Source organism: Leifsonia araucanica (assembly GCF_051161895.1).
Taxonomy (GTDB): Bacteria; Actinomycetota; Actinomycetes; order Actinomycetales; family Microbacteriaceae; genus Leifsonia.
The window spans coordinates 16,472-39,704 of sequence record NZ_JBMBTW010000003.1; the positions used below are offsets into that span (position 1 = coordinate 16,472).

Sequence of the window (23,233 nt, forward strand, 5' to 3'; positions counted from 1 at the left end):
CGTGTGCGGGAAGCGACGTCGGCCGTGAGAGGTCGCGACGGTGCTCGGTGAGGGCGCGCCTGGGAATGCCGCTGGGCCGCGCCCTTTGCTGATAGCTGAGACTTCGTCATCCGGCACTCTCCCCCCTACAAGACCGTGACCATTTCGAGGGTAATACGAACCCCCGATCTACAGTGCACGATCAGTCTACCTAGTAGTTCAATTAGCAGGTAGTGCATTGTGGAGGCATGGACAAATTGAACGGGTTGCTATCGGCCACCGTCGCGATCAGCGGGCACAATGGGGGGATGCCGTCACGCCGCGACTCCCCCGAAATGCCGCCGCGCGCTGCCGCGGTGCATCAAGCTGTCTCCGGGACGTCCAGGTTAATAACGCTGCGGTTTCTCCTGGAGAACCCCGGAGCCACCCGGACACATCTGGTCGAAGAAACCGGGCTCACGCCGAGCACCGCGCGCGTGACCCTACGCGAGCTGGAAACGCTCGGCTACATCGCTGCGGACGTTGAAGGTGAAAACCGGAACGGCCGCGCGGTGCATTACAGCGCCCGTCGAGACGTTCTCACCGACGACCTGACGGCGTTTGTTGCCTGGATGCTTCGCTAATTCTCAGAGTGACACGTGCAGATGCCCTGCTGGGCGTTGCTACTCTGTCGGCTACCAGCTGGTTCCCCCGACCCCTGGAAAAAGAGGCCACCCGCCAAGCGGGTGGCCTCTTCTTGTGAGACCCGCTCAGATGGATACTGCCTAGCAGCCGGAGTCCAGCCTCCTTAGAGTGCCCCCATGATCGAATCGCAAACCTTTGTCGCGGTCCTTCTCCACGATGAGAGGACCGTGCGGGACCGCGCCGTGCGCATGCCTCGCCCGTTCGAGGAGCCGCCAGTCAGACTTCGTATCCCAATAACGTTCGCGAACGCTGCTGCGTTCGACGTCTACGATCTGGTCGATCCCTCAGGGTGGCCGGATCGTGCGGTGTTCTGCCACGTCGCCACGGTTCCCAAAACCTCGGCCGATTACACTCGTCCCCCGATTGACGCGTAGGTGTCAATTTCTCGAGACGGCGCGACCGCGCTGTCAGGTCGGTCTGGAAACCGCGCTCGACCGCCCGGGCTCCGTGGGCGAGCAGTTCTGCTAGGCCCCGCCCCCGATAGGGGATCGGGACAACGAGGGCAGCCTGGACAAACGATAGGCCTCTTCGAGGGGATAGATCTGGAGTCCTCGGACGTCCGCTGTGAGCTCCTTCTCCGAACCGTCCATGTAGCGTGCGAAGACACGGTCCGCGGGGATTCTCGTCACCCACACGCGCGCTGTTGACACCTTTGGCGCTTGGCGGAAGCGCGCGAAGTAGCGGGCCTGGTCAACGTCCAGGCTCCACGACAGGCCTTCCTTGTTCTGCTCCGTAGCGCCACGATAGGCCAAACGTGTCCGGCGAGGTCGACGCCGCACCACCATGTCCTCGGTGTAGTGCGCACGCTCGAACATCGCCCGCCACACGTCGGTCGGAACGGACGAATGGTCTGCCCGGTACCGCCACATCCGGGGAACGAAGAAAGTCAGCATCGGTGAGGTGAGAGTGCCCGCGGTGAACTGCCGGACGACCTCAGCTTCGGGCGCGAGGTTACCAGTTCGGTCCACCAAGGTCACGATACCGGCGAGCTCATCGCCCGACAGGTGCAGCCGCGCTCGTGTAGCCATCTGCCGAATATCTTGCTCAGTCGCCACCGCCGGCTCCTATTCGCGATTTCGATGATGCGCTGCGGAAATCCGCGAGGACGGTTTCGGCATCGTGTTCTGTCTGCGTCCGGAACATGCTGGCGGCGGGTTCCTGGCTTGGGTTGGTTCCGTCGAGGCTCGGTTTGGGCTGGGTCACGCCTCAACGTCCTTGTGGGAGAGGAGCGCGTCGAGAAGGTGGGAGGCCCGGTAGCCGATGTTTCCGCCTGTGTCTGGACCGTCGAGGTTCACCCATCCGTGTGCCTGCCAGGTGGCGATGGTCGATTCTGTGATGGGTGCTCGTGCAGCGAACTCCTTTGCCGTTACGAGTCCGTCCTCGGTGCTGCGGGTGCGGACGGTGTCGGTTCTCACGCCGAGCGCGGCGGCGATCTGGTCGGCTGCTAGGCCTAATCGGTTTGCTCCTCCGAGTAGGTGTCGGGTGACCCGGTATGCGGCGCGGCGCGCTGAGCCTTCGGCGGTCGTTTCGGCCGCGCTGGAAGCGCACAGCACTGCGAGCAGGAGTGTTGTGCGTGCCGGATCATCCAGGCTGCCCCTGAGCGGCGCGCCGGTGTTGAGTGCCGTGCTCATCGTCCTCTCCGCTAACGATCAGTGGGCCAGCGGATGTCTCCGCTGGCCCACCTCATCGTGTTTCGGGTTACTCGGTTGCGCGGCGTCGGCGGATCACCAGGAAGGTGGCTCCGGCGCCGACCAGGAGCAGGGCGAGGATGCCGGGGGCGACGATGTCGCTACCGGTGAACGCCAGCCCGGTTCCCGGTGCGGGCGGGACGATCGGCGTGTTGGTGTCGCAGCTGCCGGCCGGGTCGCACGCGCCGCCGCCATCGACGGGCGGGTCGACCTTGTTGATCAGGCGACCGTTACCGGTGTCCGGGTTCTTGACGGTCACCGAGTAGGTCACCGTCACGGTCTCTCCGACATCGAGCGGGCCCGCCCAGGAGAGGATGTTGCCGTTCAGCGTCGCTCCGTGGGTGGCGTCGCCGTTGTAGGTGGCGTCATCCAGCACGTCCGTCATGGTGTCCGTGAACTTCGCGGGCGTGGCGGAGGTGTAGGCGAACTGGCCGGTGTTGACGACTGTGATCGTGTACACGACCTTGGCGCCGGGCTTTACGGCGTTCGTGGTGGAGACCGACTTGGTCACCGTGTACGAGCCCACCGGGGTGTTCGTCAGGCAGGTGCCGGCCGGGTCGCATACTCCGCCCGGGCCGGTCGGGATGACCGCGTTCACCAGGTGGTGGTTACCGGTGTTCGGGTTGTTGACCGTCACCGAGTAGGTCACCTTGACCGTCTGACCGGCGGCGAGAGCACCCGACCACGCCAGGGTCGGGGCCGCGTAGGTGGCACCGTTACTGGCGTCGCCGTTGTAGGTGGCGTCATCCAGCACGTTGGTCAGGTCGTCGGTGAACGACGCCGGCTTCGCAGCCGTGTAGTCGACCTTGCCCGTGTTGGTCACCGTGACCGTGTAGGTGATGGTGCCACCGGGGACGACCGTGGACTTGTCGGCGCTCTTGGTGATCGTGAACGACCCGGAGGGGATGTTCACGGTGCACGCCGCGTTATCGGCGCCAGTCGGGCAGTCGCCTCCGATGTTCGGCGGAGTGACGACCGTGTTGTCCATCTGCTTGTCGCCGCTGGCGGGGTCGTTGACGGTCAACGAGTACGTGACCGTCACCGTCGCACCGGCTGCCAGCGCACCCGACCACGAGAGCGTCGGGGCGGCGTAGGTGGCGCCGCCCGTGGCGTCGTTGTTGTAGCTGGCGTCATCCAGCACCGCCGACAGGTCGTCCGAGAACGAGGCCGGGTTCGCGGCGGTGTAGTCCGCGGTTCCGGTGTTCTTTACGGTGATCGTGTAGGTGACCGTGTCACCGGGGACGACCTCGGTCTTGTCGGCCGTCTTGGTCACGCTAAACGCCTGCACCGGGTTGGTGGTGGTGCAACTCCCGGCCGGGTCGCAGTCGCCGCCGATGACGGCGTTGGTCAGGACACCGTCACCGGTGCCCGCCGGGCCGACGAGCACCTGGTAGGTGATCGCCTGGACCGCGCCGACTGCCAGCGGACCGGACCAGGTCAGCGTGTTGCCGCTGACCACCGCGCCGGCTGTGGCCGAACCGGCCACGTAGGTGGCGTCGTCGAGGACCTTCGACAGGTCATCGGTGATCGTCGCCGGGACGGCCGCCGTGTAGTCGGCCTGACCGGTGTTCGTCACCGTCACCGTGTAGGTGATCGTGTCGCCCGGGTGCACCTCGCCGGCCGCCGACGACGTCTTGGTGACGCTGTAGGACTGGACCGGGTTCGTCGTGGCGCACTCCCCGGGCACACAGCTTCCACCGCCATCGGGGACGACGGCGTTGGTCAGCTTGTGGTCGCCGGTGTCCGGCGTGTTCACGGTCGCCGTGTAGGTGACCGTCACGCTCTTGCCGGCCGCCAGAGCACCAGACCACGACAGAGTGGGAGCCACATACGTAGCACCGTTCGAGGCGTCGCCGTTGTAGGTGGCGTCATCCAGCACCGCCGAGAGGTCGTCGGTGAAGGACGCCGGGTTCGCGGCGGTGAAGTCCGCGGTTCCCTCATTGGTCACGGTCACGGTGTAGGTGACGGTGTCGCCCTGCTTCACGGCACCGGCCGGAGAGGAGGTCTTGGACACGGTGAACACACGCACGTCCGTCGTCGTCGTGCACTCTCCTGCCGGGTCACAGGAACCGCCAGGACCCTCCGGGCGGACCGTGTTCGTCAGGACCTTGTCGCCGGTGTCGGGGTTGTTGACAGTGACCGTGTAGGTAACGACGACCGTCGCTCCCACCGCAAGCGGACCCGACCAGGACAGCGTGTTCCCGGTGATCGTCGCCCCGTTGTCCGGTCCCGCCGTCACCGTGGCGTCATCGAGAACCCGCGAGAGGTCGTCCGTGAAGCCGGCCGGCAGCGCCGCCGTGTAGTCGCGAACACCGGTGTTCTTCACCGTCACCTGGTAGGTGACCGTGCCGCCCGCCGTGACCTCAGTGGTCGAAGACGTCTTAGCGACCGTGAACGACCCCGACGGGATCAGCACGATGCAGTCCGGGTTGGTGGAGCCGGCCGGGCAATCGCCTCCCGGAGGCGTGACCACGGCGTTGTCAATGTGCGAGTCGCCCGCGATCGGGTCATCGACGGTGACCGAGTAGGTGATCGTGACGCTCTGCCCGACCGCGAGGGCACCAGACCACGACAGGGTCGGAGCCGCGTAGGTGGCACCACTGGTCGCGTCGTTGTTGTAGGTGGCGTCATCCAGCACCGCGGTCAGGTCATCGGTGAACGATGCCGGAGCGGCGGCCGTGTAGTCGAGCTGGCCCGTGTTCTTCACCGTGATCGTGTAGTTGATCGTCTGACCGGGCACGACATCCGTCTTGTCAGCCTTCTTGGTCACACTGAACGACTGCACCGTCGTGGTCGTCGTGCACGAACCTGCCGGGTCACACGTGCCACCACCGCCGGGGACGACCGCGTTCGTCAGAACCCCGTCACCCGGGTCGGGGGCGCCGACCGTGACCGTGTATGTGATGGTCTGCGTCGCCCCGACAGCGAGCGGACCGGACCAGGTCAGCGTGTTGCCGTTGACCGTGGCGCCGTTGCTCGGACCCGAGGTGATCGTCGCGTCATCCAGAACCTTCGAAAGGTCATCGGTGAACGAGGCGGGCTTCGCGGCCGTGTATGCCCACGCGCCCGTGTTCTTCACGTTCACCGTGTAGGTGACGAGGCCACCCGGGTTCACGACCGTGGTCGAGGCCGTCTTGGAGACCGTGTAGGACGGGTCGGAGAAGGTGACGGTGCTGGTGCCGGGCTCGTTCAGGCCCACCGTGGTGACGTTGTCCGGGCCGTTGGTGAAGCTGCCCGCAACGGGAGAGGTCACCTGCACGGTGATGGTGCACGAGGTCTGCCCAGCGGCGAGGGTGCCGTTGGTGATCGCGACGGAAGTTGCACCAGCGACAGCGGTGGTCGTCGCGTTACAGGTGCCGCCCACAGTGCTGTTCGCCAGGGTCAGCCCCGCCGGAAGGGCATCGGTGAAGCCCCAGCCCGCCTTCGACGCGAGCTCGCTCGTGTTCGTGACGGTGAACGTCAACGTGGACGTACCGCCCGTCTGTACCGCGGTCGGGCTGAACGCCTTATCGAGCTGCGGGGTGACATCGAGGATGCGGATGTTGTCGAACGCTGCGTCGTTACCGGCGCCGGACCCGTTCGCGTTCTGCATCCGGATGCCGAGGGTCGATCCGGTGAACAACAGCGAACCGTTCGAGGTGTAGGTGCCGACGTTCACCGTTGCCGCGCCGAGCGAGCCATTCGCGGGGACGTTCACGGTCTTGCCGGAGGAGCACGCGTTGAGCTGCCCGCCGACGTTGGTCGCAGTGCCCGCCTGATTCAGGAACGCGAACTGGTAAAGCGGTGCCGACGCGTTGCAGTTGACTGCCGCGGTGTCGACACTGAAAGTGAGGAATCGGCCGGAGGACGAGGCAAGCGGGATGTTAGTCGCCGTCTGGAACTCCGTCGCATTCACGCCGGGGTTGTTCTCCGTGTAGGCCGTCACCGCGTGGTTGGCGCCGGGGGTGGCGGAACCAGCATGCGCACCGAGGGCGTAGGCCAGCTGGTTCAGGTGCGCGGAATCGTTCTCGATCTGACAGTTGCCGAGCGTCGTCGAGGGCGTGTTGAAGTTGCGGACCTGACCGTTGCAGTTGGCCAGCCACGCCGGGTCAGCGGTGTACTTCTGCCCGGATGCTCCGGTATACGCAGTCAGCGCCACCGGCGTGTTGCCGACGCCGTTCTCGAAGTTCTCCTGGAACGCGACGGTCGGGGCCTGCGCCGTCCCCGGGGTCCCGGGCGCTGCTTGGGCGGTTTCGGCCGAGCCGATGGAGACCCAGCCGGCGCTGATCGTCGCGGCTACAACAGCCAGCACGACCGTGGTCGCAGCCGTGCGTCCAGGCCATCTCATCGTCAGCGTGTTATCGCCCCCACCTCGGGCAATTCTTCTCAACCAGCGCACGCGTGTTTCCCCTCATCGATCAGCGGCAAAAGACCACTCGGCCAGTTCACAGCTAATCGGCCGCGACACGCCGATGTCACGACTCCTCCGCAAAGTCCACCCTCTAGGACGAAAAACCCATACCGGTGTACCCCCAAACGGGGTACAGTGCTCGCGGTTGGAGAGGGGCAAAATACGCGCGATCTGCCCCTCGGTCGGGTGACATCGGTGGGAATGCGCTTTTTCCCGGGGTGACGAAATGTGCCCGTTTTGTGAAACTGCCACGCTATTCCAGTGAGTGAACGATGACCTCTGAAGAGCAATCTGACGATACAAACCCGGTGACCATCGACCCGCGGCTGAGACCGTCCGACTTGCCGGCGCTGGTGGCTGAGACGGGCGCACGCGACGGCTGGCAGGCGGCCGCTGCGGTGGTGGAGAGCCATTGGGACGCGTTCGCCAGCGCCGCACCCACACACCTGCTTGCTGCATTGAAGGCTCTTCCCGGTGAAGCGTTCGTCAACATGCCCAGTTTGAGTGTGGCCGCCAACTACCTGCAGCATGTGGTCATCGACGGGGAACCGCGACGGTTCTTCCACGACGGACGACTCACCCCGAACCCGGACCCCGAAGCCTCCGCCACCCTGGACACCCTCATCCTGCTCACCGGCAAGGCCGCCGGCGATCGCACCGCCGGCAGGCTGGAGGAAGCACGGCGCACCGTTGTGGAAGCTCAAGCCGTCCTCTCCCGGATCAGCTCGGCCGACCGTGGCGCGATCGTGGGCTCACTGCCGCACCTTCGCTTCCAATGGGGTCGCACGCTTGATGCAGCGGATGCATCCGGCGCGATTGCCGAGTATCGGGAGGCCTACGACCTCGCCCGTCTCACTGGACAGGCGGTCATTGCCCGGAGAGCTGCCGCCCATATCGCCTGGATCCACGCGGACCGTGGTCACCTCAACGATGCGGACTTGTGGTTGGCGCGCGCTCACGCGGAGCCGGCCACCAACGGCCGCTATGACGTGATCGTGTTCTTGGCCTCTGCCCTGCTCAAGCAGGACCGGCAGGATCGTAGCGCTGAGGTAGACCTCGGTCGTGCGCTGGGCCTCCCGCTCGGAGAGCAATGGGCGGCCGCCCTCTGGGTGTCCGCGCTCCTGGCACACGGGAAACCGGGTGCGTTCTCCGTGGACGCGCGGCTCGAGCGCGAGCTCGAGCTGCACCCGGAAGTCCACCTCGGCGGCGCCGATGCCCGCTACGTCAAGGCCGCCCGTGCTCGCCTCGCCCGAACGCGGCCACGGCTCCGGCAACAACTACGTGAGGACATCCCGACCGGGACAGCGCTCGACCCGCTGCTGGATGCATCGCTCGCGTACTCCGAAGCCCGCTACACAGACACGCTCGCCCGCAGCGAGGAAGCCCGCACCTTGACCGCTGCCCCCCGCGTCGAGGCACCCGCCCTGCTGCTGGCGTCCGCGTCACACCACGCCCTCGGCCATCACCCGACCGCGGCCGAACTGTTCCGTGCAGCCAACGCGATCATCCACCAGGAACGGCTGTACAGCGCATACACCTTCGTCCCCGCTCGCACTCTCACCGTCATCGCCCAGCACGCCGACGAACCCATCCACGGCCGAGTCCACGCAGCAGGCGAAGCGTCGGATTTTCCGAAGCTCACGAAACGCGAACAGCAGATCCTCGCCCTGCTCGTCAGCGGCCTCTCCTTCCAACAGATCGCCGCCGAGCTGTACATCAGCGCAAACACTCTCAAATCCGCCACAGCAGGCCTATACCGCAAGCTCGGCGTCAACTCCCGCGCCGCCGCAGTCCAACGCGCCAAACAGGCCGACAGCTGATTGTGCGCCTGCTCGCGATCCACATCACCGGACGAGGCGACGAGCTGCTCTCGTCCTACCGTGACGGCAACAATTTCTACGCGATCAATCAGGTGCTCGACGCGTACGGGCTCCGCGTCGACGTGGACGGAGATTGGCACCGCGATGAGTGAGGCCTCCTCGCTTCGTTCACCGCACCAGCGCCGGACCCATACTGTCGGAAGGCGTTAGCTAATCGCGTGGCGGGTGTCTACACATCGCGCCCGGCTCATCAGGGTTCAGTCGGGCAGACCCCAACGCTGGATTTCTTCCGCGCTCAGCTGCCCCTCGTACCCGTGCAGCTCGCATTGCCAGTGCCAATTACCGGCGAAGGTCCGTGCGGGGCCTTCGTCGGACTCGGCCGTCATTGTGTATTCACCCTGCGGACATTGCTTTGTGATCGCGGACATGCGCGAAGTCTGCCATTGTCGGTCGGTGTTGGAGTGCTCGCCTCAGGAGGCGAGCTGCTGGACGCGCTGTTTCGAGAGGCCGAGGACGGCGCCGGCGTCGGCCTGGCTCATGTGCTCCTCGGAGAGGAGAGCACGCACCGCGGCGCGGCGAAGTGCTGCGGCGCGTTCTTCGGCCTCGTCGGCCTGGGCGCGTAGCGCTTCCGCTTCGGCCCAGGTGGTCGCCACTGTCTCGGGAAGCTCGAAGGTGACGTTCACGGTCACCTCATCGGGTTCGACGTCGAGAAGCGCAGCGGCAAGATCGGTAGCCATGACCGGAATCTCCTTGATGGAGCGGGCCTGGGTGACGGCATCGAGCGCGGGAACGCGCACGAGCCACCAGCGGCCCTCACGGCTGGCGATCGCGTCGAAGGTGCGCTGATCGGTTTGAGTCTGTTCTGTCGTCGTCATATCGGGGGTCCTTCCCCTCATCCAGCCTCAGGGGGTCCCTCCCCCGGGCCGGCCAGGGGTCCTTCCCCTGGTCCATCCGTGCGGCGTGAGCCGCGGGCAGTGCTGGAAGTGCTGCGCTAGTTCCAGCTTTCCGGGGCTCCCGGCTGGGCCTTGATGATCTGCCGGACGACACCCTTGGTCACGGTGCCGTGCCGCGGGATCGCGAGCGACTGCGACCCGTCCGGGGACTTCCACACATTGTGGCCGCCCGTCGTGCGCGCCAGCTTCCACCCACTAGCCTCAAGAAACCGCTCGACCTCGCGCTGCTTCACTTCCTTCACCATGACTATAGACTATCCCCCCTTGTCGTACAAGTCAAGAGGGGCTAGTCATTTTCTGTCGTTGGTGGTGCGGGGAATGGTCGGCGGGTCCCGCAGTACGCGCAGATCAGGACGAACCTGACTTCGCCGTCATCGGTGGTGATTGCCGGGTAAGCGTCGGAGGTGTTGCAGCGCGGGCAGCGGGAGGTGTGCATCTGGCCGGTCACCCCCAGACGGTGCAGCAAAGAAAGGCCGGCGCCAGTTGACACGTACGTGTCAACGACTCGAGGCGGCTCTTTGCTTAGGATGAAGCAATGAGTATTGCAGTAAAGACTCATAGATAGTTCTCCGTGCCGGGCTGGCGGACCGGAACATCCCAAGGTTCCAGCTGGGACGCTTCGGGCGGAGCACTCGTGCGCCGATCGAGTGCAGCTGGTCGGCGTAGGAGACCACTCACGACGTCGGCAATCGTCCCGTCCATCGCAATCAGCATGCGCTCTAGATCGTGCTGCGCGGCCTCGATCTGCCGCACCAGTTCCTCCCGCTCAGCCAAGGCACTCTGGACGCCGAACACGTAAAGAGTGAGCCCCGCATCTGTGAGGCGCGTGAGGTCGACGCGGCGCGCCGGCCGGGCCAGCTCGTTGCCGCCGAATCCCGGAGGTGCTGGGTGAAAGCTCGGCGCGACGGGCTCGGCTCCATCGTCCGTGTCGACGAACGCCCTGTAGTAGTAGGCGGCCGCCTCCTGCCGAAGCTCGTGCAGCTCGACGTACAGCTCGGCGAAGGTCTCGCGCGTATCGGCCACTCCCCCGGCGATGATTTCCACTGGCGTGTACTTCGTGCGCATCAGATCCTCCCCCCGGTGTTGCGCTAGTAGACACTCAAATGAAGCTATGAGTATCTGAGTTCCGCGCGCCCTAGTCGACGAGGGAGCGAATGTGACGGGTCAGCTCGTCTTTGATGCTGGTGTCATTCTGAGCGGCCCACGCCTTGAACTTCTGGCGCAGCTCGCGCGGGATCATGAAGTTGATTCGAGCATCCTCGACCGCCTCGGCGGCCGCTGTTGAGCCCTGGGGCCCGGGTGTTGCCGCGGTCGGCGCAGGGGCCGGTGCAGCAGCCGGCTGCTTCGGCGGTACGGCCTGCACATCGCTGCTGCTGCCGATCATGTCGGCCAGATTTGCTTTCGCCATTATTTGCTTCCTCCGTTTGCCCAGATGGTCGTCATTTCCAGCGCCAGTGACTTGAAGTCGTCGATCGCAAGGGACGTGTTGCGGGTCGTTGGGTACGTCGTCACGACGTCGCCAGTCATCGGCGCATCGGAGTGCGCCACGTAGTCCCGGATCACGCTGTTGAAGCGCGGAATGCCCATCGCGTCGAGCCCGGCGATCGCGTCGTCCCTGCGCCGCTCCCCCGCAGCGTCGCGCTTCACGCGACTGAGCAGCACCCGGTATGGCAGGTTTCGTGGTTCCACGAATGACTTGATCGTTCGAAGGATGGGCTTCACGCTGGCTGGCTGGGGCTCCATCGGCAGGACCACGAAGTCCGCTGAGTCGAGTACCGCGGCCAGCAAGTCGCTCTCGTAGAGGCTGCCAGGCGTGTCAACAAAGATCGTGTCGTAGGCGCCGGCCTCGCGCATCCGCGCGAGCAACGCCGGGTCGCCCTCGTCGGTGAAGTCGAACGGCAACGGGCGCTCGTTCTTCTCCGCCGTCTCGGCCCAGTCGCTCGCGGTTCGTTGCAGGTGGTCGGTATCCACGACGAGCACCCGCGAGTGATCCGCTGTTACGGCGGCGAGATTCATCACCACGTTGCTCTTGCCGACGCCGCCCTTTTGGTTGAGCACTGCCACGATTCGCATGCTTTATCCTATCATCTTTTCATCAAATGATGATGTGAGTAAAAGTGCCTTGCTGGCTATGAGTATTGGAGTAGACGCCGGGTGAGTATCTGAGTAAGTGAGCCTAGGAAGCGTTGCGGAGGTAGAGCGCGATCGCTTCGCGCGCGACTTCGCTGGGCTTCCGGTGCTCGATCGCCGCACGGGCCCTGAGGGCGGCGTCGAGGTCGTGGGGGAGTCGTACCTGGACCTTGGGGGATTCGCCGCGCTGCTTGCCGGCTCCCGCCAGCGAGGGCCGGCCGCGGCCGATCGCCTTGTCCAGCTCGTCCGCTCCGACAATCTCGTCCAGGAGGGCGCGCGCTGCCCGCTGCGCGTCGTCGCCCTCGAATGCCTGGGCGGTGTCGGGGGTGTGAATGTCGTCGGCTTCGATCTGCTCCGACCATGCCGCGTAGAGGGCGTCATCCTCGGGGGAGACGTCCGCCCCGATCAGCGGGTCCGTGTCCTTCGTCATGATTGCTGCCCCTTCCTGTCTGCGAGTATGCGCCTTGCTCGTTCTAACGTCTTCTGCCGAACGGGCATCGAGTGAAAGATCAGCGCATCCTTGTTCACCTGGTCGACGTGGGCGAAGACTTCGAGCATTATCGAGCCGTCTCGTGTTGGGCCGATGAACAGGTCCGCGGTCGGTTGCCCCGGGACGCGGGCCTGGTCGAAGTCCTGCACGTAGACGACGGCGCTTCTCATGGCGTTGAGCGTGTCAGCGCGGGCAATCAGGTGCTTGTCTGCGCTGCTCGTCCATCTCGTCGGGGCCATATTATTATTGTAGTCCAAAAATAGCAAGCTGTCTACTCAAAAGTAGTTTGCAGTAAATGAGTATAGAAGTATTTCTAGAGGCTGACGGCAAGGGCGAGCACGAGCAGGGGAGTGCTGACGAGCGTGCAGAGCGCGCCGGCCCTCCTGACGCGCTGTAGGACGGTGGTCGGGCCAATGTGTCGTCGGCTCAGGAACCGGGCCGCACGCTGGGCGGCGAAGCCGCCCAGCAGCGCCAGGAACGCGAGGGCTGCGATCGCCCGCATGGCGGTCACCCTTCCACGCGGTCGTCGTCGGTCAGCTCGTCGTCATCGGCGCGGAATTCCGTGCCGCAGAGTCCGCAGAGGATGGGGCCGCCTTCGTACACCGCTTTGGATACTCGGATCTTCCGAGCGCAGTCGCATAGGGCACTCACGCCGTTGTTGTTGGACTTGCGGCCGCCGCCGATCGTCTCGGTGATCCGGTACGCGACGAGGGCAGCGTCCAGCTGTGCCACCTGGTCGCCGTAGGCGCTGAGGGTGGCGTCGGGCACTGCCGTTTCGCTCCATCCCTGGGTGTTGTTGTGTGAGAGGCGGAGGCCGAACTCCTTCCCGATCGCCTGAAACTTCGTGTTGTGAAAACGGCCCTGGCGGCTGGTGTCCTTGATCCCGCGGACCTGCGCCGCTCCGTGTGCGGCCTCGTGCAGCAGCGTGCCCAGCAGGTCGCGGCCGCCGTTCTTCAAGCCTTCTCCGCCCACGAAGAGCTCGTGCACTCGCTCGGTGCCACGGACCCACCGATCGGCGGCGAAATGTCCGAGCTTCAAGCCCTTTGCGGCACTGCCGGAACCGATCGTAACGACGACCTCGGGCACGTCCGGGTGACGCTCTTGGATCGCGTGCCAGGTGCTCTCAATCGCGTCGACGAGCACGGCGGTAATGGATGCGGTCTGCGTGGTCTTGGTCATGGCTTCTTCTCCCAACTCGTTTTCTTGCCGGAAGGCACGTAGTGCCGTTCAGGGAGAGCGGGTGGAGTGCAACCCGAAGGGCCGCGGGGAGAGAGTTTCCGCACGATGTGAGGGAGCGTAGCGACCGCGTGCGGAAAGTCTCGGGGGAGCGGGCCCCCGCAGGGGGTTGCGCGGAGCGCGCCGACCGTACAATCGCCGCAGGCTTCCGGCAATAAAACGAGGGCCGCGTGCCCGTCTACTGCGCCGCCGAAGGCGGCTCCGCTTTCCTCGGTGTGTGGTCGGTGCGGCTCCGTCCGTGACGACCGCATGGCACGCGCTGGTGGCCTTCGACACGTGGATTCCCGAAGAGTCGGAAAGACGCGGCTTCGGGCAAGTCACCGATCAGGGCCAAATCAGTAATTCACATGAGATCCCGCAGAACTTGTCCGAATCCGTTCATCCGTGGGCAGGTTGTGCGCAAGCCAGCTGATCGCGCACCGTTGACACATCGAGTCGCAAGCTATTCTTGCCCAGCCGTTCGCTCGCTTCCTGGTGTTGGCGTCTGGCGGCCGGAGATGAGCTTCAGCCCCACTACGGCCGCGACGATCCCGAGTATGAACACCAGCCGCAGCAGCGAGAACGGTTCTTCTCCGGCTATGAGCGCGAAGCCGACGGTGAGAGCCGCACCGATACCCACCCACACCGAATATGCCGTGCCCATCGGGATCGACTTCGCGGCCCAGCCGAGTCCGAACATACTGATGAGGAGACCGACGGCGAAGACGGCGACGGGGATGGGTTCGGTCAGACCCTTCGAGTGCCCGAGAGCAGTAGCCCAGACCGCTTCGAACACCGCACTGACGATCAGATCAGCCAGGGCATCAGCTCACCACCTTGAGACCGATGACGGAGACGACGAGGAGGGCGAGGAAGCAGATGCCCCCGGCGGTGAGGCGCTCCTTCTTCGTCACGAGCGCCCAGACAACGGTGAGCGTCGCGCCGATGCCGACCCACACGGCGTAGGCGGTGCCGGTCGGGATGGCGGACATGGCGATCGCGAGTCCGCCCATGCTCGCGACGACCGACACGACGAACAGGACGGACGGCCACAGACGACGGAAGCCGTTGGAGGCCGAGAGTGCTGAGGCCCAGACGGCCTCGAGCATGCCGGAGACGACAAGGATCACCCAGTACACGACGTGACAACTCCTTCGAGTCAGTCTTGTCGTGGTGCGGGTACTGCTCCCTCGTCCGCAGGTTCGATCGCAGAACCTCGCATTCACGCTAACTGGTTGAGGGCACTGGAACCAAATCGATGCCCTACGAGTGCAGTATGCTGCACTGATGGAAACGAGTGCTGAGAATCTAGCGCTGGCGATCGGCGCCCGGGTGAAGCACGAGCGCAACGCCCGTGGGTGGACGCTCGACCAGCTCGCTGCACAGGCCCAAGTGAGCCGTCGCATGGTGGTTAACGTCGAGCAGGGCTCCGTGAATCCGAGCGTGGGCACTCTCCTGCGACTTTCCGACGCGCTCGGGGTGGGCCTGCCCGCGCTCGTCGAGCCGCCGGTACGGAACACGGCGAAGGTGACTCGAGCGGGCGACGGGGCGGCGCTGTGGACCGGCGAGCATGGCGGCCGCGGGGCGCTCGTAGCCGGCACCGAGCCGCCGGACGTCGTGGAGCTTTGGGATTGGACGCTGGCGCCGGGGGACCGCCACGCGAGCGAGGCTCATACCTCCGGCACGCGCGAGCTGCTCCAGGTCTTGGAGGGGGCGATCATCGTCGAGGTCGGCGGGGAAACCCACACTCTGGGGGTAGGTGACGCCTTGACCTTCTTCGGCGATCACGATCACTCCTATTCCAATCCGAATGACGTATCCGCGCGATTCGCGCTCTGCGTATACGAACCGGGAGTCGGACAGGCGCACCGGACGCGGGCCCCTGATGCGTGAGACCAGCGCCACCGAAGAGTTCCTTGCTGCCTGCACGGTCGACCATGCTGTCCACGAACTACGCCCCGACTACCAGGCTCTCCTTCTCGTCGTGAGCGGACTCGAACTGGAGGCCAGCCACGCGTCGACCGATGCGTTGATCGAACGCGCCGAGTCCCACGCCCGCACCCTGATCGCCAGCTCGCCCGTCGACCACCTGCCGCACATCGCCGCATGGCGCGAGGCATACCGATCGTTCGGCGCGAAGCCGCAGCGCACCCGCAGCAGCCTGGAAGCGCTCACCCGCCGCGCTGAGCAGGGTCTCCCGCGAGTCAACGCCCTGACGGACGTCTACAACGCGATCTCCGTGCTGCACCAGATCCCCCTCGGCGGCGAAGACTTCGACCGATACGACGGACCCGCTCAGCTCATCCGTGCCACCGGTACCGAGACGTTCGACACGGTCTCCGACGGACAACCGGTGGTCGAGCATCCCGAACCCGGTGAGGTCGTCTGGGCCGACGATGCGGGTGTGACGTGCCGCCGCTGGAACTGGCGACAAGGCCGCCGCACGGCCCTCACCGATCAGACCCGGACAGCGGTCTTCATCCTGGATGCACTCGCTCCCGTGACCGACCGCGAGTTGGCCGAGGCGGGTGTCGCGTTGCTGGAGGCGCTCTCCGCGTTCGGCTCGGACGTCCGCGCCTCACACCGACTGATCGTGACACCGTGAACAGCCGTCGCTCCGTCCTGGGGTTGCCGCCGTGGATGATGGCGATCGCGGCGATGCTCGCTGTTCAGCTCTCCAATGCCCTGTCCGTGCCCGTCATCGACCAGGTCGGCCCCGCCGGGACGGCGTGGCTGCGCATGTGCTTCGGCGCGGTCTTCCTCTGGCTCATCGCCCGGCCCGCGATCCGTTCTCTGCACCGCACCGAGCTTCCCGCGCTGCTGGCGCTCGGTGTGGTGACCGGCTTCATGACGACGTTCTTCCTCTCCGCCGTCGAGCGCATCCCACTCGGAACAGCCGTCGCCATCGAGTTCCTCGGCCCCCTCACCGTCGCCGGCATCATGAGCAAGCGACGCCGAGCCCTGGTGTGGCCCCTGTTCGCATTTGTCGGTGTACTGCTGCTCACCGAGCCCTGGCAAGCAAGCGTCGACCTCGTCGGCGTCGGCTTCGCGCTGGCGGCCGGGACCTGCTGGGGCCTCTACAACCTGCTTACCCAACATGTCGGAGACCGCTTCTCCGGCATCAGCGGCCTCTCGCTCACGATTCCGGTCGCCGCGCTGGCCACGTTGCCAGTCGGCTTGCCTCAGGTCCTCGGGGGCCAGTTCACCTGGTGGGTGCTCCCTGCTGCGGCGGGGATCGCGCTGATCACCCCGGTGATCGCGTTCGGCCTAGAGATGCTGGCCCTGCGCCGCATGACCCACACTGCATTCGGCACCCTGCTGTCCATCGAGCCCGCGTTCGGCACCATCATCGGCCTGCTCGTCCTCGCCCAGACACCCTCGGTGCTCCAGATCGTCGGCGTCGCGATCGTGGTGGCCGCCGGTGCAGCCGCTCAACACGGCGGGAGACGGGATGCTCCTGTCACCACCGATCTGCCCTCTTCAACAACGAAGGAGACCACGTGAACGCGCGACCAGAAGCCACCGTCCAGCCGAAGTACACCTCGACGTTCATCTTCGAGATCGGCGACCTCGACGACGACTTCCATCGCATTAACGACGAGATCGCCGAGCGCGCCCGCGCGATCCCCGGCTTCCTCGGCGAAGAGGCCTGGCACAACATAGAGACCGGCCTGCACTCGGAGGTCTACTACTGGACCGACCTGGAGGCCCTGCACCAGCTCGTCGGCATGGACACCCACCAGATCGCAAAGGGACGCCACGACGAATGGCTCGGCGAATACCGAGTCGTGATCGCCGAGGTGAAGAGCGTCTACGGCAACCCGCTGCTCGGCCTCGAGCACCGCCCCGGACAGCAGGAGAAGTGACGAACGAGTTCTCAGGCTTGTCCGCCTTCCCGCTGACCCCGCTGAGGGACGATGTCGTCGACGAAGCCGCATTCGCAGGACTCGTCGACCGGCTGGCCGCGTCCGGCGTCGACTCGATCACCGCCCTGGGCTCGACCGGCTCCTACGCGTACCTCACGGCCAGCGAGCGTGCCACCGTCGCACGACTCGCAGTCGAGCATGCCGGAAACACCCCCGTGTTCGTCGGTGTCGGAGCATTGCGCAGCTCTCACGTCCTCACCAACGTCGAATCCGCTCAGGCCGCCGGGGCTGCAGGACTGCTCCTGGCTCCGGTGACCTACCAGCCGCTGACGCACGACGATGTCTACGAGCTCTTCCGGGTCGTCAGCGAGCACGCCGACGTGCCGATCATCGTCTACGACAATCCCGGCACGACCCGATTCGCGTTCACCAACGAGCTCTACGCGCGCATCGCCGAACTCCCCGGAGTGGCGTCCATCAAGATCCCTGGCGTCCCCGCCGAACCAGAGGCAGCTCGCCAGCACATCGCTGCCATCCGCACGGTCATCCCCGACGACGTCACCATCGGCGTGTCCGGTGACGCCTCCGCGGCCACCGGCCTCATCGCCGGCTGTGACGCCTGGTATTCGGTCCTCGGCGGAATCCTGCCCGAACCGGCCCTGGCGATCACACGCGCCGCCCAGGCAGGCCGGACCGCGGACGCCGTCGCGGAATCCGAACGCCTTGCACCAATCTGGGAGCTGTTCGCAGAATTCGGCGGCAGCCTGCGCGTCGTGGGCGTCATCGCCGAGCAACTCGGCCTCGCCCCCTTCGGATGCCTGCCGCGGCCCATCCAACCGGTTTCCCCGGACGACCGCGCCCGGATCACGGACACCCTGGGCGAACTCGGCCTTGACTGACGCGTTTGCGCTGGTGCGGCGGCCTCGGGCGGTGCGGCGCACTGGCGCGCTACGTCCTCGCTGCCACCCTCGTCCGCTCGGCAGATGGGCGCCGTGGTAGCGATCGTGCCGCTCGCAGGCGGAGACGAAAAGTCATCTGGGCACCGCTGTCAGCAGCTGTGGCGCTGGTGGCCGTTGGTGCACGGGCACGGGTGCCGAAATCGCTGGTCTGCTGCTGGTCGCAGGAGTCATCGGGTGGATTCTTGTGTCAGGGCCCAACCGAAATGTTCGCGGAGACGCGGCGGTTCGGTAGTACGCGGAACGCGGCCATTGAGCCGCCCTGCACGATCCAGAATTGTGCGTCGTTGGCCTCCCGCACGTCCTGCGGCGGGATGACGTAGGTGTGTTGAGCGCGCGCCGATTTCAGTTCCTCGCCGGTTGCCATGCCGGAGGATTCCATCTGCATGTAGGTGCCGGCGTACTTCACGACGTCCTCGGGGTCTTTCTGCCGGCCGAAGATCAGCGCTGCACCGGAGGCGAGGGCGCGGCGTCGGCGCGTCTCGTCGTTGGATAGGCCTGCGGGGGACTGGGCCGCCAGCCCGAGCCCGACGCCCGCCGATCGCGCTGTTTCGTAGAGCGATCCCGCGGTGTCGCCGGGATCGCTGGTGCCGGTGACCAGCTGTGGGAACTCGTCGACCACGACGAGCACGGGCGTCTTGTCTCGTCGCATGAGCCGATTCGTGAGGAAGTTCCGCAAGTCCAGCAGGAGCAGGTCCCCGAGACGGGCCTGCGAGTCGTCGGAGGGCGCCAGCGGAACGATGGTGATATCCGCGTGCGGCTTCTCATAGGACCACCCGTTGGGGTCCAGCCACCGCTCCAGCGGCCGCAGCGCGACGAGCAAGCTCTGCAAGGTCCGCTGGCCAGCAGAAATGCCGGCGCGGGAGTCCACGATCGCGTTGACCATTTGGAGGTCGTACTGATCGCGGACGTGCGGGGCCGGGTTGCTGAGGCGTTCCCGCAGTTCGTCGACACTGCGCAGCGGCGACGCATCCTGCACCGCTTGCAGGATGCCGCGGATCTCATCGAGGTAGTGCTGATTTGCCCCGTCTGGGGGCGGCATCAGCCGCATGAGCTTCGTGGTCACCTGGTCGGCGGTGCCGGTGAACATGTCCCAGCCGGCGTTGATCGCCGCGGTGCGGCCGAAGCTCTCGGCCAGCGCTGCAAGCTTCTCGGCGTCCTCCGGGTCGCCCTTGGCGTCGATGAAGAACACTGGCCAGCCGTACTCGAGCGCGCACTGCATCGCGTCGTTGAGGAACACGGTTTTTCCGGTGCCGGATTCTGCGATCAGCAGGAAGCGCACCGCGGATGCCGCGGTGGGCAGCTGCGCGTACTTTCCGGCCGGGTCGATCCAGTCGCGCACCCGGCGCGCGTCGTAGAACCGATCGGCCAGGGTTCGCACGGTGGCGCGGCTGACGAGCCCGAACGCCTGTGCACCCTCTGGGGTGCGCAGGGGAGCGGTCATTGCGCCTTTTGCGGAGCCGGTGATCTGGCCTGTTTCGGCGTCGACGGTGACGCCCATCCGGCGCGCGGCCGCGCGGTCGGCTGCGCGCTTGCGCGCCGTCTCGATCCTGGTCTGTTGCACGACGTCAGCGATGCGCCGGTTGCGCACGAGTGTCGCCACACGGCGACGTCGAATCGACCAGGTGACCGGCAGCAGGAGGATGCCGGCCAGGAAGTTGCCGAGCAGCCACGGCCACATACCGAGCGCGTGCGCCTTCCAGTCGGTCGTCTTGAAGAACGCGGCGGCGTCGCCGCTCGCAATCCACTGCGCGAGCACGGCCAGCTCGAAACCGAGCAGCCCGGCCACGAGCAATACCCCGATCGTGTTGACGATCCACTGCCACCGCCAGGTGACCCAGAACCACGTCTTGGTCGCGATGACCGTTCCGGTGACCCTGGCCACCACGAAGGGAATCACGAACGGGGCGCAGACCGCGACGAGCGCGACAATCAGCACAGCGATGACAAGCTTCTCCACGAGCACGCTCGTGGCGTCGTCGGAGCCGCCCTGCTGCACTTGCTGTTGGTTGCTCATCGCGTCCCCCATCCATCAGTAGCCGGCCCACCAACTACCAAGCCGTCCAGCTGCGCCGGCACATCGGCCGGCGCGCTCTCTGGCACCCCATCCCAAGCTCCACTCTCATCACCGACCCACTTCCCGCGCACGTCGAAAACGGGCAGGGCAAGGATGCGGTGACGGTCGTCACGGAACACTCTCGTGTCGGCCTCGCGGTTCACGATGCGAGCCGTGGTCGTGTCGCAGAAGTACACGATGCGGTCGACGCCTTCGCGCGCCAGCCGCCATGTGTGGTTCTCGAAGATGACCCGGTAACGGTCGATCGTTTTCGGCGTCAGCTCGACCTCGACCAGCTCGCGCCGGCCGTCCGGTCGGACGGCAACCCCGTCCGTCTGATGCTCGCTCCGCATCCCCGGTTTCCGGTCGCGCTCCCAGCTGTAGCCGCGGCACAAGTAGCGCGCAGAGACGGCCGCCACCGCGACCTCGTGACGGGTCGTCTGACGGAACAGATTAGGGGCGGTCTTGCCGATCGCCTGGTGCGTCGCCCAGACGATCGAACCGTCCCGGAACGTGGGTCGAGCACGGTCAACCAGACCGACCTCAGCGAGCCTCGCGGTCCACTGCTGAGCCTTCCGCAAACTCACCGGAGAGCCCGCACCAGAGAGCCCTCCGAGCGCCCACCGAAGCGCATCCATGTCGGCCATGCGAACCACGCTCAGCCACTCCACCATTGCTTCGTCACGCTCGGTCAGCTGCACCAGCGCCCCCTCTCACCTTGCTAACCAAGCTACCAGGTAGAACGCTCGTGTGTCACCCGATCGAGGCTCAGAGCGACAGGAATTTGAACACGGCTCCGCCGCGTCCGCTACCTTCCTGCACTACTCGACTGCCGCTCACAACAGCCACCGATTCTCACCACCTACCCAACGCAACATGCACTCTCAAACCCGACCACTCTCTCAACTTCGCATTGTTTTTCTTCTTCTCTTTTCTTCTTCTCTCTCACACTCTTTTCTTGCCCTGCCCTGCCCCCACCCCTTTACTTCCCAACCTCCCTCAGACAACTTGTTGGGTGCGAGAGGTTGGGAAGCGCGCGTAGCGCGGGGGTGGGGGCAGGGCAGGGCAAACCCGGCCACGGGTGTGCGTTTACCTATTCGCGCTCGGTGAATAGTCGGACGTACTAGCTCAGAACCGGTGGAGCTGCCCATCAGCGGCTCTCAGAGCCGCCAGGCGGCCACCTGAGGCCGCTACTCGGAGCCGTTGACCGTTCACGGTGCGACGCTCGACGCTGGCTCCTACCGACCGCGGGGGAGTGAGCGCCTGCGCCGAACTGCCGCGGCTCGTCGACGGCCAATCAGCGGCGCATGCCCGCTCCTGGCCGACACGGTGCACCGTTACCGGGGAGGCCGCAGCAACGACGGCGCTGCGCACACTCTCGATGCGCGCGAACCTGGTGAAAGAACTGCAAGGTGTGTAAGCGATCATCGGTGGCTCCGTCCGGCGCGGTGGGCCTCGATCGCGTCGAGGCGAGCGTACAGCTGGGCGAGCGAAATTGCAGTGTCGGTGGTCTTCTGGCCGGCGAGATTCAGCACCGGGAACAGGTCAGCCGGCGCACTCTCCGGAGGCCGGAACCAGACCTCCGTGACGGGGTTGTGGTCGTCGTCGACGTGCTCGGATCGCGACGGCTCCCACGTCCATTGAACGTCTCCGTGCTCGATCCCTTCGACGTCGATCGACCACCCTCTCCCGGTTAGGATCGCGTGCAGGTCGAGCACCTTTTGGTGGAGGTCCTGGACCGCCTGGGGGAACTCGAAAGCATGCCGGCCGACGCCGAGCAGCACGTCGCTGATCGCTCGCGGCGACGTCGCACGCTCGCGTCGACGAGCCTCGTTGCGGGCTCGAATTGCGGCATCCGATTCTGCCCGCATGCGGGCGAATTCGTCGGGGGAGAGCGAAGCTCGGCGTTGCCTCTCGGCTTCCCTTTCGCGAGCGGCCTCTGCGCGCTGAGCTTGCAGCTCACGGGCCCGCTTCTCGCTCGCGACGGCCGGGGGAGTCTCGCCGGGCTCGATCGTTTGCCGGATCATCCACGCGAAGTAGCGCAACGGATCTTCTGCCGTGTGCAGCTTCTCGTGTGCGGCGGGGAAGCGAGTAGCGATCCGCTGCGTCAGCTCGCGCAACGACCACGATTCTGCGACGCCGGCACGGCGTAGCAGCTGATCGATCTGGCCGATGTGGCGGCCCCGCGCCAGCGCGTTCCCATAGTGGCGATCCAGCTGTGCGAGGAACCGCTGACGGGTGATCGGGCGCACCTGCGGGACTGGACGTACCTGCTTGACCGGATCGCCCGTCTCCTGTCCAGGCTCGGGCCGTGAAGCGGCCTCCAATTGCGCGCTTGCGCGCGTTTGCTCTAACGAGAATTCGTAAGTTGATAGAGGGTTTTGAGCGTTAACAGGTAGGTGGACATTCTTAGTGTTCACCGAGGACTTATCCACAGCCGGCAGGGTCAGCGCGAGCACCGAGGCTGCTCGCAGCTGCACACTCTGGTGCAGCGCTCTGGCGGCCTCTCGCTCATCCGCGTAGAGGTACCGGCCCTCGACTACGGTCACGGCAAACCCGAGCGCTTCCAGCGTCCTTGTGGCGCGCTGGATCGTCTTGGCGCAGCGCTCCACCGCACCGCCCACGGTGTCATGCGCCACGCTGACACTGCGCCCCGTGGCGACGTCGGCGCGCTCGGCGTACTCGGCCGCGATCGCCAGCAGAGTGCGTCGAGCCACTTTCCGGGACGCGCGCACCGCTTCGCCCTCCGGGGTATCCAGCACGGCGGTGAGCGCCGCCAGCCAGTGCTCGCGGCCCCGCCATGCGACGATCGGCCCGTAGGCGCCCTCCGGCACCGGCAGCGACCAGCTGCGCGGCCGCGACGATGACAGCGGCCCGGAGGATCGCTCCTGTGACGCCGAAACAGCGTCGACGGACACGCCGACAGAAGTCTCTGACCGTATAGCTACGGTTAGCGCGTTCTGGGGTACGATGACGGCATCACCTTCCGCAAGAGGGTGTGACGAA

General features: G+C 65.9%; 27 protein-coding genes and 1 riboswitch. Of the genes, 9 read left to right on the forward strand and 18 right to left on the reverse strand.

The window, feature by feature from the left end; genetic code table 11:
- The first annotated feature begins 227 nt into the window (after positions 1-227).
- Positions 228-602: a MarR family transcriptional regulator gene (locus ACN6M5_RS19125; RefSeq protein WP_434952504.1), complete on the forward strand. Its 375-nt coding sequence runs from the start codon at positions 228-230 to the stop codon at positions 600-602.
- Positions 603-779: 177 nt separating this feature from the next.
- The gene (locus ACN6M5_RS19130; RefSeq protein ID WP_434952506.1) at positions 780-1,037 is read left to right on the forward strand and encodes a hypothetical protein; all 258 of its coding nucleotides are present in this window, start codon (positions 780-782) and stop codon (positions 1,035-1,037) included.
- A 90-nt stretch (positions 1,038-1,127) separates the two neighbouring features.
- Here the strand turns inward: ACN6M5_RS19130 and ACN6M5_RS19135 are convergent, their stop codons facing one another.
- The 3 genes from ACN6M5_RS19135 to ACN6M5_RS19145 form a co-directional block, all read right to left on the reverse strand.
- On the reverse strand, positions 1,128-1,718 hold the full coding sequence (locus ACN6M5_RS19135) for a hypothetical protein (RefSeq protein ID WP_434952508.1): 591 nt from the start codon (positions 1,716-1,718) through the stop codon (positions 1,128-1,130).
- A gap of 144 nt (positions 1,719-1,862) precedes the next feature.
- Positions 1,863-2,294: a hypothetical protein gene (locus tag ACN6M5_RS19140; RefSeq protein ID WP_434952510.1), complete on the reverse strand. Its 432-nt coding sequence runs from the start codon at positions 2,292-2,294 to the stop codon at positions 1,863-1,865.
- A 67-nt stretch (positions 2,295-2,361) separates the two neighbouring features.
- Entirely contained in the window at positions 2,362-6,678 is a 4,317-nt protein-coding gene (locus ACN6M5_RS19145) for a COG1361 S-layer family protein (RefSeq protein ID WP_434952512.1), read from the reverse strand.
- 371 nt (positions 6,679-7,049) lie between these two features.
- On the opposite strand from ACN6M5_RS19145, the gene ACN6M5_RS19150 reads away from it, so the two are divergent.
- Entirely contained in the window at positions 7,050-8,561 is a 1,512-nt protein-coding gene (locus tag ACN6M5_RS19150) for a helix-turn-helix transcriptional regulator (protein WP_434952514.1), read from the forward strand.
- 2 nt (positions 8,562-8,563) lie between these two features.
- Positions 8,564-8,713, forward strand: a complete 150-nt coding sequence (locus ACN6M5_RS19155) for a hypothetical protein (protein ID WP_434952516.1) — start codon at positions 8,564-8,566, stop codon at positions 8,711-8,713.
- Positions 8,714-8,818: 105 nt separating this feature from the next.
- Here ACN6M5_RS19155 and ACN6M5_RS19160 read toward each other — a convergent pair whose 3' ends face one another.
- The 12 genes from ACN6M5_RS19160 to ACN6M5_RS19215 all read right to left on the reverse strand — a co-directional run bounded on the left by ACN6M5_RS19160 (position 8,819) and on the right by ACN6M5_RS19215 (position 14,488).
- Positions 8,819-8,989: a hypothetical protein gene (locus ACN6M5_RS19160; RefSeq protein ID WP_434952517.1), complete on the reverse strand. Its 171-nt coding sequence runs from the start codon at positions 8,987-8,989 to the stop codon at positions 8,819-8,821.
- A 42-nt stretch (positions 8,990-9,031) separates the two neighbouring features.
- Entirely contained in the window at positions 9,032-9,436 is a 405-nt protein-coding gene (locus tag ACN6M5_RS19165) for an antitoxin HicB (RefSeq protein WP_434952519.1), read from the reverse strand.
- A 116-nt stretch (positions 9,437-9,552) separates the two neighbouring features.
- Entirely contained in the window at positions 9,553-9,759 is a 207-nt protein-coding gene (locus ACN6M5_RS19170) for a type II toxin-antitoxin system HicA family toxin (protein ID WP_434952521.1), read from the reverse strand.
- A gap of 310 nt (positions 9,760-10,069) precedes the next feature.
- The gene (locus ACN6M5_RS19175) at positions 10,070-10,579 is read right to left on the reverse strand and encodes a hypothetical protein (RefSeq protein ID WP_434952523.1); all 510 of its coding nucleotides are present in this window, start codon (positions 10,577-10,579) and stop codon (positions 10,070-10,072) included.
- Between the two features lie 70 nt (positions 10,580-10,649).
- Positions 10,650-10,922, reverse strand: coding sequence for a hypothetical protein (locus ACN6M5_RS19180; RefSeq protein ID WP_434952525.1), 273 nt, complete (start codon positions 10,920-10,922; stop codon positions 10,650-10,652).
- Positions 10,922-11,587: an AAA family ATPase gene (locus tag ACN6M5_RS19185; protein WP_434952527.1), complete on the reverse strand. Its 666-nt coding sequence runs from the start codon at positions 11,585-11,587 to the stop codon at positions 10,922-10,924. Before ACN6M5_RS19185 ends, ACN6M5_RS19180 begins: the two co-directional genes overlap by 1 nt.
- Positions 11,588-11,690: 103 nt before the next feature.
- Entirely contained in the window at positions 11,691-12,074 is a 384-nt protein-coding gene (locus ACN6M5_RS19190) for a hypothetical protein (RefSeq protein ID WP_434952529.1), read from the reverse strand.
- Entirely contained in the window at positions 12,071-12,373 is a 303-nt protein-coding gene (locus tag ACN6M5_RS19195; protein ID WP_434952531.1) for a hypothetical protein, read from the reverse strand. The genes ACN6M5_RS19190 and ACN6M5_RS19195 overlap by 4 nt, the downstream gene beginning before the upstream one ends.
- A 74-nt stretch (positions 12,374-12,447) precedes the next feature.
- Positions 12,448-12,636: a hypothetical protein gene (locus ACN6M5_RS19200; RefSeq protein WP_434952533.1), complete on the reverse strand. Its 189-nt coding sequence runs from the start codon at positions 12,634-12,636 to the stop codon at positions 12,448-12,450.
- Between the two features lie 5 nt (positions 12,637-12,641).
- Entirely contained in the window at positions 12,642-13,313 is a 672-nt protein-coding gene (locus ACN6M5_RS19205) for a hypothetical protein (RefSeq protein ID WP_434952535.1), read from the reverse strand.
- 499 nt (positions 13,314-13,812) lie between these two features.
- Positions 13,813-14,145 (reverse strand): DMT family transporter, encoded by a 333-nt coding sequence (locus ACN6M5_RS19210; RefSeq protein ID WP_434952537.1) that lies wholly within the window; start codon positions 14,143-14,145, stop codon positions 13,813-13,815.
- Positions 14,146-14,173: 28 nt separating this feature from the next.
- Complete coding sequence (locus tag ACN6M5_RS19215) at positions 14,174-14,488, reverse strand: DMT family transporter (protein ID WP_434952539.1); 315 nt, start codon at positions 14,486-14,488, stop codon at positions 14,174-14,176.
- A gap of 14 nt (positions 14,489-14,502) precedes the next feature.
- A riboswitch (guanidine-III (ykkC-III) riboswitch) is annotated at positions 14,503-14,569 on the reverse strand.
- A gap of 67 nt (positions 14,570-14,636) precedes the next feature.
- On the opposite strand from ACN6M5_RS19215, the gene ACN6M5_RS19220 reads away from it, so the two are divergent.
- Genes ACN6M5_RS19220 through ACN6M5_RS19240 form a run of 5 tightly spaced genes read left to right on the forward strand, consistent with a single transcriptional unit; the run spans position 14,637 to position 18,114 of the window.
- A complete protein-coding gene (locus ACN6M5_RS19220) occupies positions 14,637-15,242 on the forward strand; it encodes a helix-turn-helix domain-containing protein (protein WP_434952541.1) in 606 nt (201 codons plus the stop codon).
- Complete coding sequence (locus ACN6M5_RS19225) at positions 15,235-15,954, forward strand: B3/B4 domain-containing protein (RefSeq protein ID WP_434952543.1); 720 nt, start codon at positions 15,235-15,237, stop codon at positions 15,952-15,954. The genes ACN6M5_RS19220 and ACN6M5_RS19225 overlap by 8 nt, the downstream gene beginning before the upstream one ends.
- On the forward strand, positions 15,951-16,853 hold the full coding sequence (locus tag ACN6M5_RS19230; protein ID WP_434952545.1) for an EamA family transporter: 903 nt from the start codon (positions 15,951-15,953) through the stop codon (positions 16,851-16,853). The genes ACN6M5_RS19225 and ACN6M5_RS19230 overlap by 4 nt, the downstream gene beginning before the upstream one ends.
- A complete protein-coding gene (locus tag ACN6M5_RS19235) occupies positions 16,850-17,215 on the forward strand; it encodes an antibiotic biosynthesis monooxygenase family protein (RefSeq protein WP_434952547.1) in 366 nt (121 codons plus the stop codon). Before ACN6M5_RS19230 ends, ACN6M5_RS19235 begins: the two co-directional genes overlap by 4 nt.
- Positions 17,212-18,114, forward strand: a complete 903-nt coding sequence (locus ACN6M5_RS19240) for a dihydrodipicolinate synthase family protein (protein ID WP_434952549.1) — start codon at positions 17,212-17,214, stop codon at positions 18,112-18,114. Before ACN6M5_RS19235 ends, ACN6M5_RS19240 begins: the two co-directional genes overlap by 4 nt.
- 247 nt (positions 18,115-18,361) lie before the next feature.
- Here the strand turns inward: ACN6M5_RS19240 and ACN6M5_RS19245 are convergent, their stop codons facing one another.
- From ACN6M5_RS19245 to ACN6M5_RS19255, 3 genes are all read right to left on the reverse strand, one after another.
- Entirely contained in the window at positions 18,362-20,200 is a 1,839-nt protein-coding gene (locus ACN6M5_RS19245; protein ID WP_434952551.1) for a hypothetical protein, read from the reverse strand.
- Entirely contained in the window at positions 20,185-20,928 is a 744-nt protein-coding gene (locus ACN6M5_RS19250) for a hypothetical protein (RefSeq protein ID WP_434952553.1), read from the reverse strand. Before ACN6M5_RS19250 ends, ACN6M5_RS19245 begins: the two co-directional genes overlap by 16 nt.
- A gap of 723 nt (positions 20,929-21,651) precedes the next feature.
- A complete protein-coding gene (locus tag ACN6M5_RS19255) occupies positions 21,652-23,145 on the reverse strand; it encodes a hypothetical protein (protein WP_434952555.1) in 1,494 nt (497 codons plus the stop codon).
- Positions 23,146-23,233 lie beyond the last annotated feature (88 nt).

Bases quoted from the DNA above. Each gene is read 5' to 3' on its own strand.
- ACN6M5_RS19245 (WP_434952551.1), bottom strand. From the start codon at position 20,200: ATGGGGGACGCGATGAGCAACCAACAGCAAGTGCAGCAGGGCGGCTCC.
- ACN6M5_RS19165 (WP_434952519.1), bottom strand. From the start codon at position 9,436: ATGACGACGACAGAACAGACTCAAACCGATCAGCGCACCTTCGACGCG.
- ACN6M5_RS19180 (WP_434952525.1), bottom strand. From the start codon at position 10,922: ATGGCGAAAGCAAATCTGGCCGACATGATCGGCAGCAGCAGCGATGTG.
- ACN6M5_RS19170 (WP_434952521.1), bottom strand. From the start codon at position 9,759: ATGGTGAAGGAAGTGAAGCAGCGCGAGGTCGAGCGGTTTCTTGAGGCT.
- ACN6M5_RS19195 (WP_434952531.1), bottom strand. From the start codon at position 12,373: ATGGCCCCGACGAGATGGACGAGCAGCGCAGACAAGCACCTGATTGCC.
- ACN6M5_RS19220 (WP_434952541.1), top strand. From the start codon at position 14,637: ATGGAAACGAGTGCTGAGAATCTAGCGCTGGCGATCGGCGCCCGGGTG.
- ACN6M5_RS19140 (WP_434952510.1), bottom strand. From the start codon at position 2,294: ATGAGCACGGCACTCAACACCGGCGCGCCGCTCAGGGGCAGCCTGGAT.
- ACN6M5_RS19145 (WP_434952512.1), bottom strand. From the start codon at position 6,678: ATGAGATGGCCTGGACGCACGGCTGCGACCACGGTCGTGCTGGCTGTT.
- ACN6M5_RS19185 (WP_434952527.1), bottom strand. From the start codon at position 11,587: ATGCGAATCGTGGCAGTGCTCAACCAAAAGGGCGGCGTCGGCAAGAGC.
- ACN6M5_RS19175 (WP_434952523.1), bottom strand. From the start codon at position 10,579: ATGCGCACGAAGTACACGCCAGTGGAAATCATCGCCGGGGGAGTGGCC.
- ACN6M5_RS19125 (WP_434952504.1), top strand. From the start codon at position 228: ATGGACAAATTGAACGGGTTGCTATCGGCCACCGTCGCGATCAGCGGG.
- ACN6M5_RS19205 (WP_434952535.1), bottom strand. From the start codon at position 13,313: ATGACCAAGACCACGCAGACCGCATCCATTACCGCCGTGCTCGTCGAC.
- ACN6M5_RS19190 (WP_434952529.1), bottom strand. From the start codon at position 12,074: ATGACGAAGGACACGGACCCGCTGATCGGGGCGGACGTCTCCCCCGAG.
- ACN6M5_RS19130 (WP_434952506.1), top strand. From the start codon at position 780: ATGATCGAATCGCAAACCTTTGTCGCGGTCCTTCTCCACGATGAGAGG.
- ACN6M5_RS19160 (WP_434952517.1), bottom strand. From the start codon at position 8,989: ATGTCCGCGATCACAAAGCAATGTCCGCAGGGTGAATACACAATGACG.
- ACN6M5_RS19225 (WP_434952543.1), top strand. From the start codon at position 15,235: ATGCGTGAGACCAGCGCCACCGAAGAGTTCCTTGCTGCCTGCACGGTC.
- ACN6M5_RS19200 (WP_434952533.1), bottom strand. From the start codon at position 12,636: ATGCGGGCGATCGCAGCCCTCGCGTTCCTGGCGCTGCTGGGCGGCTTC.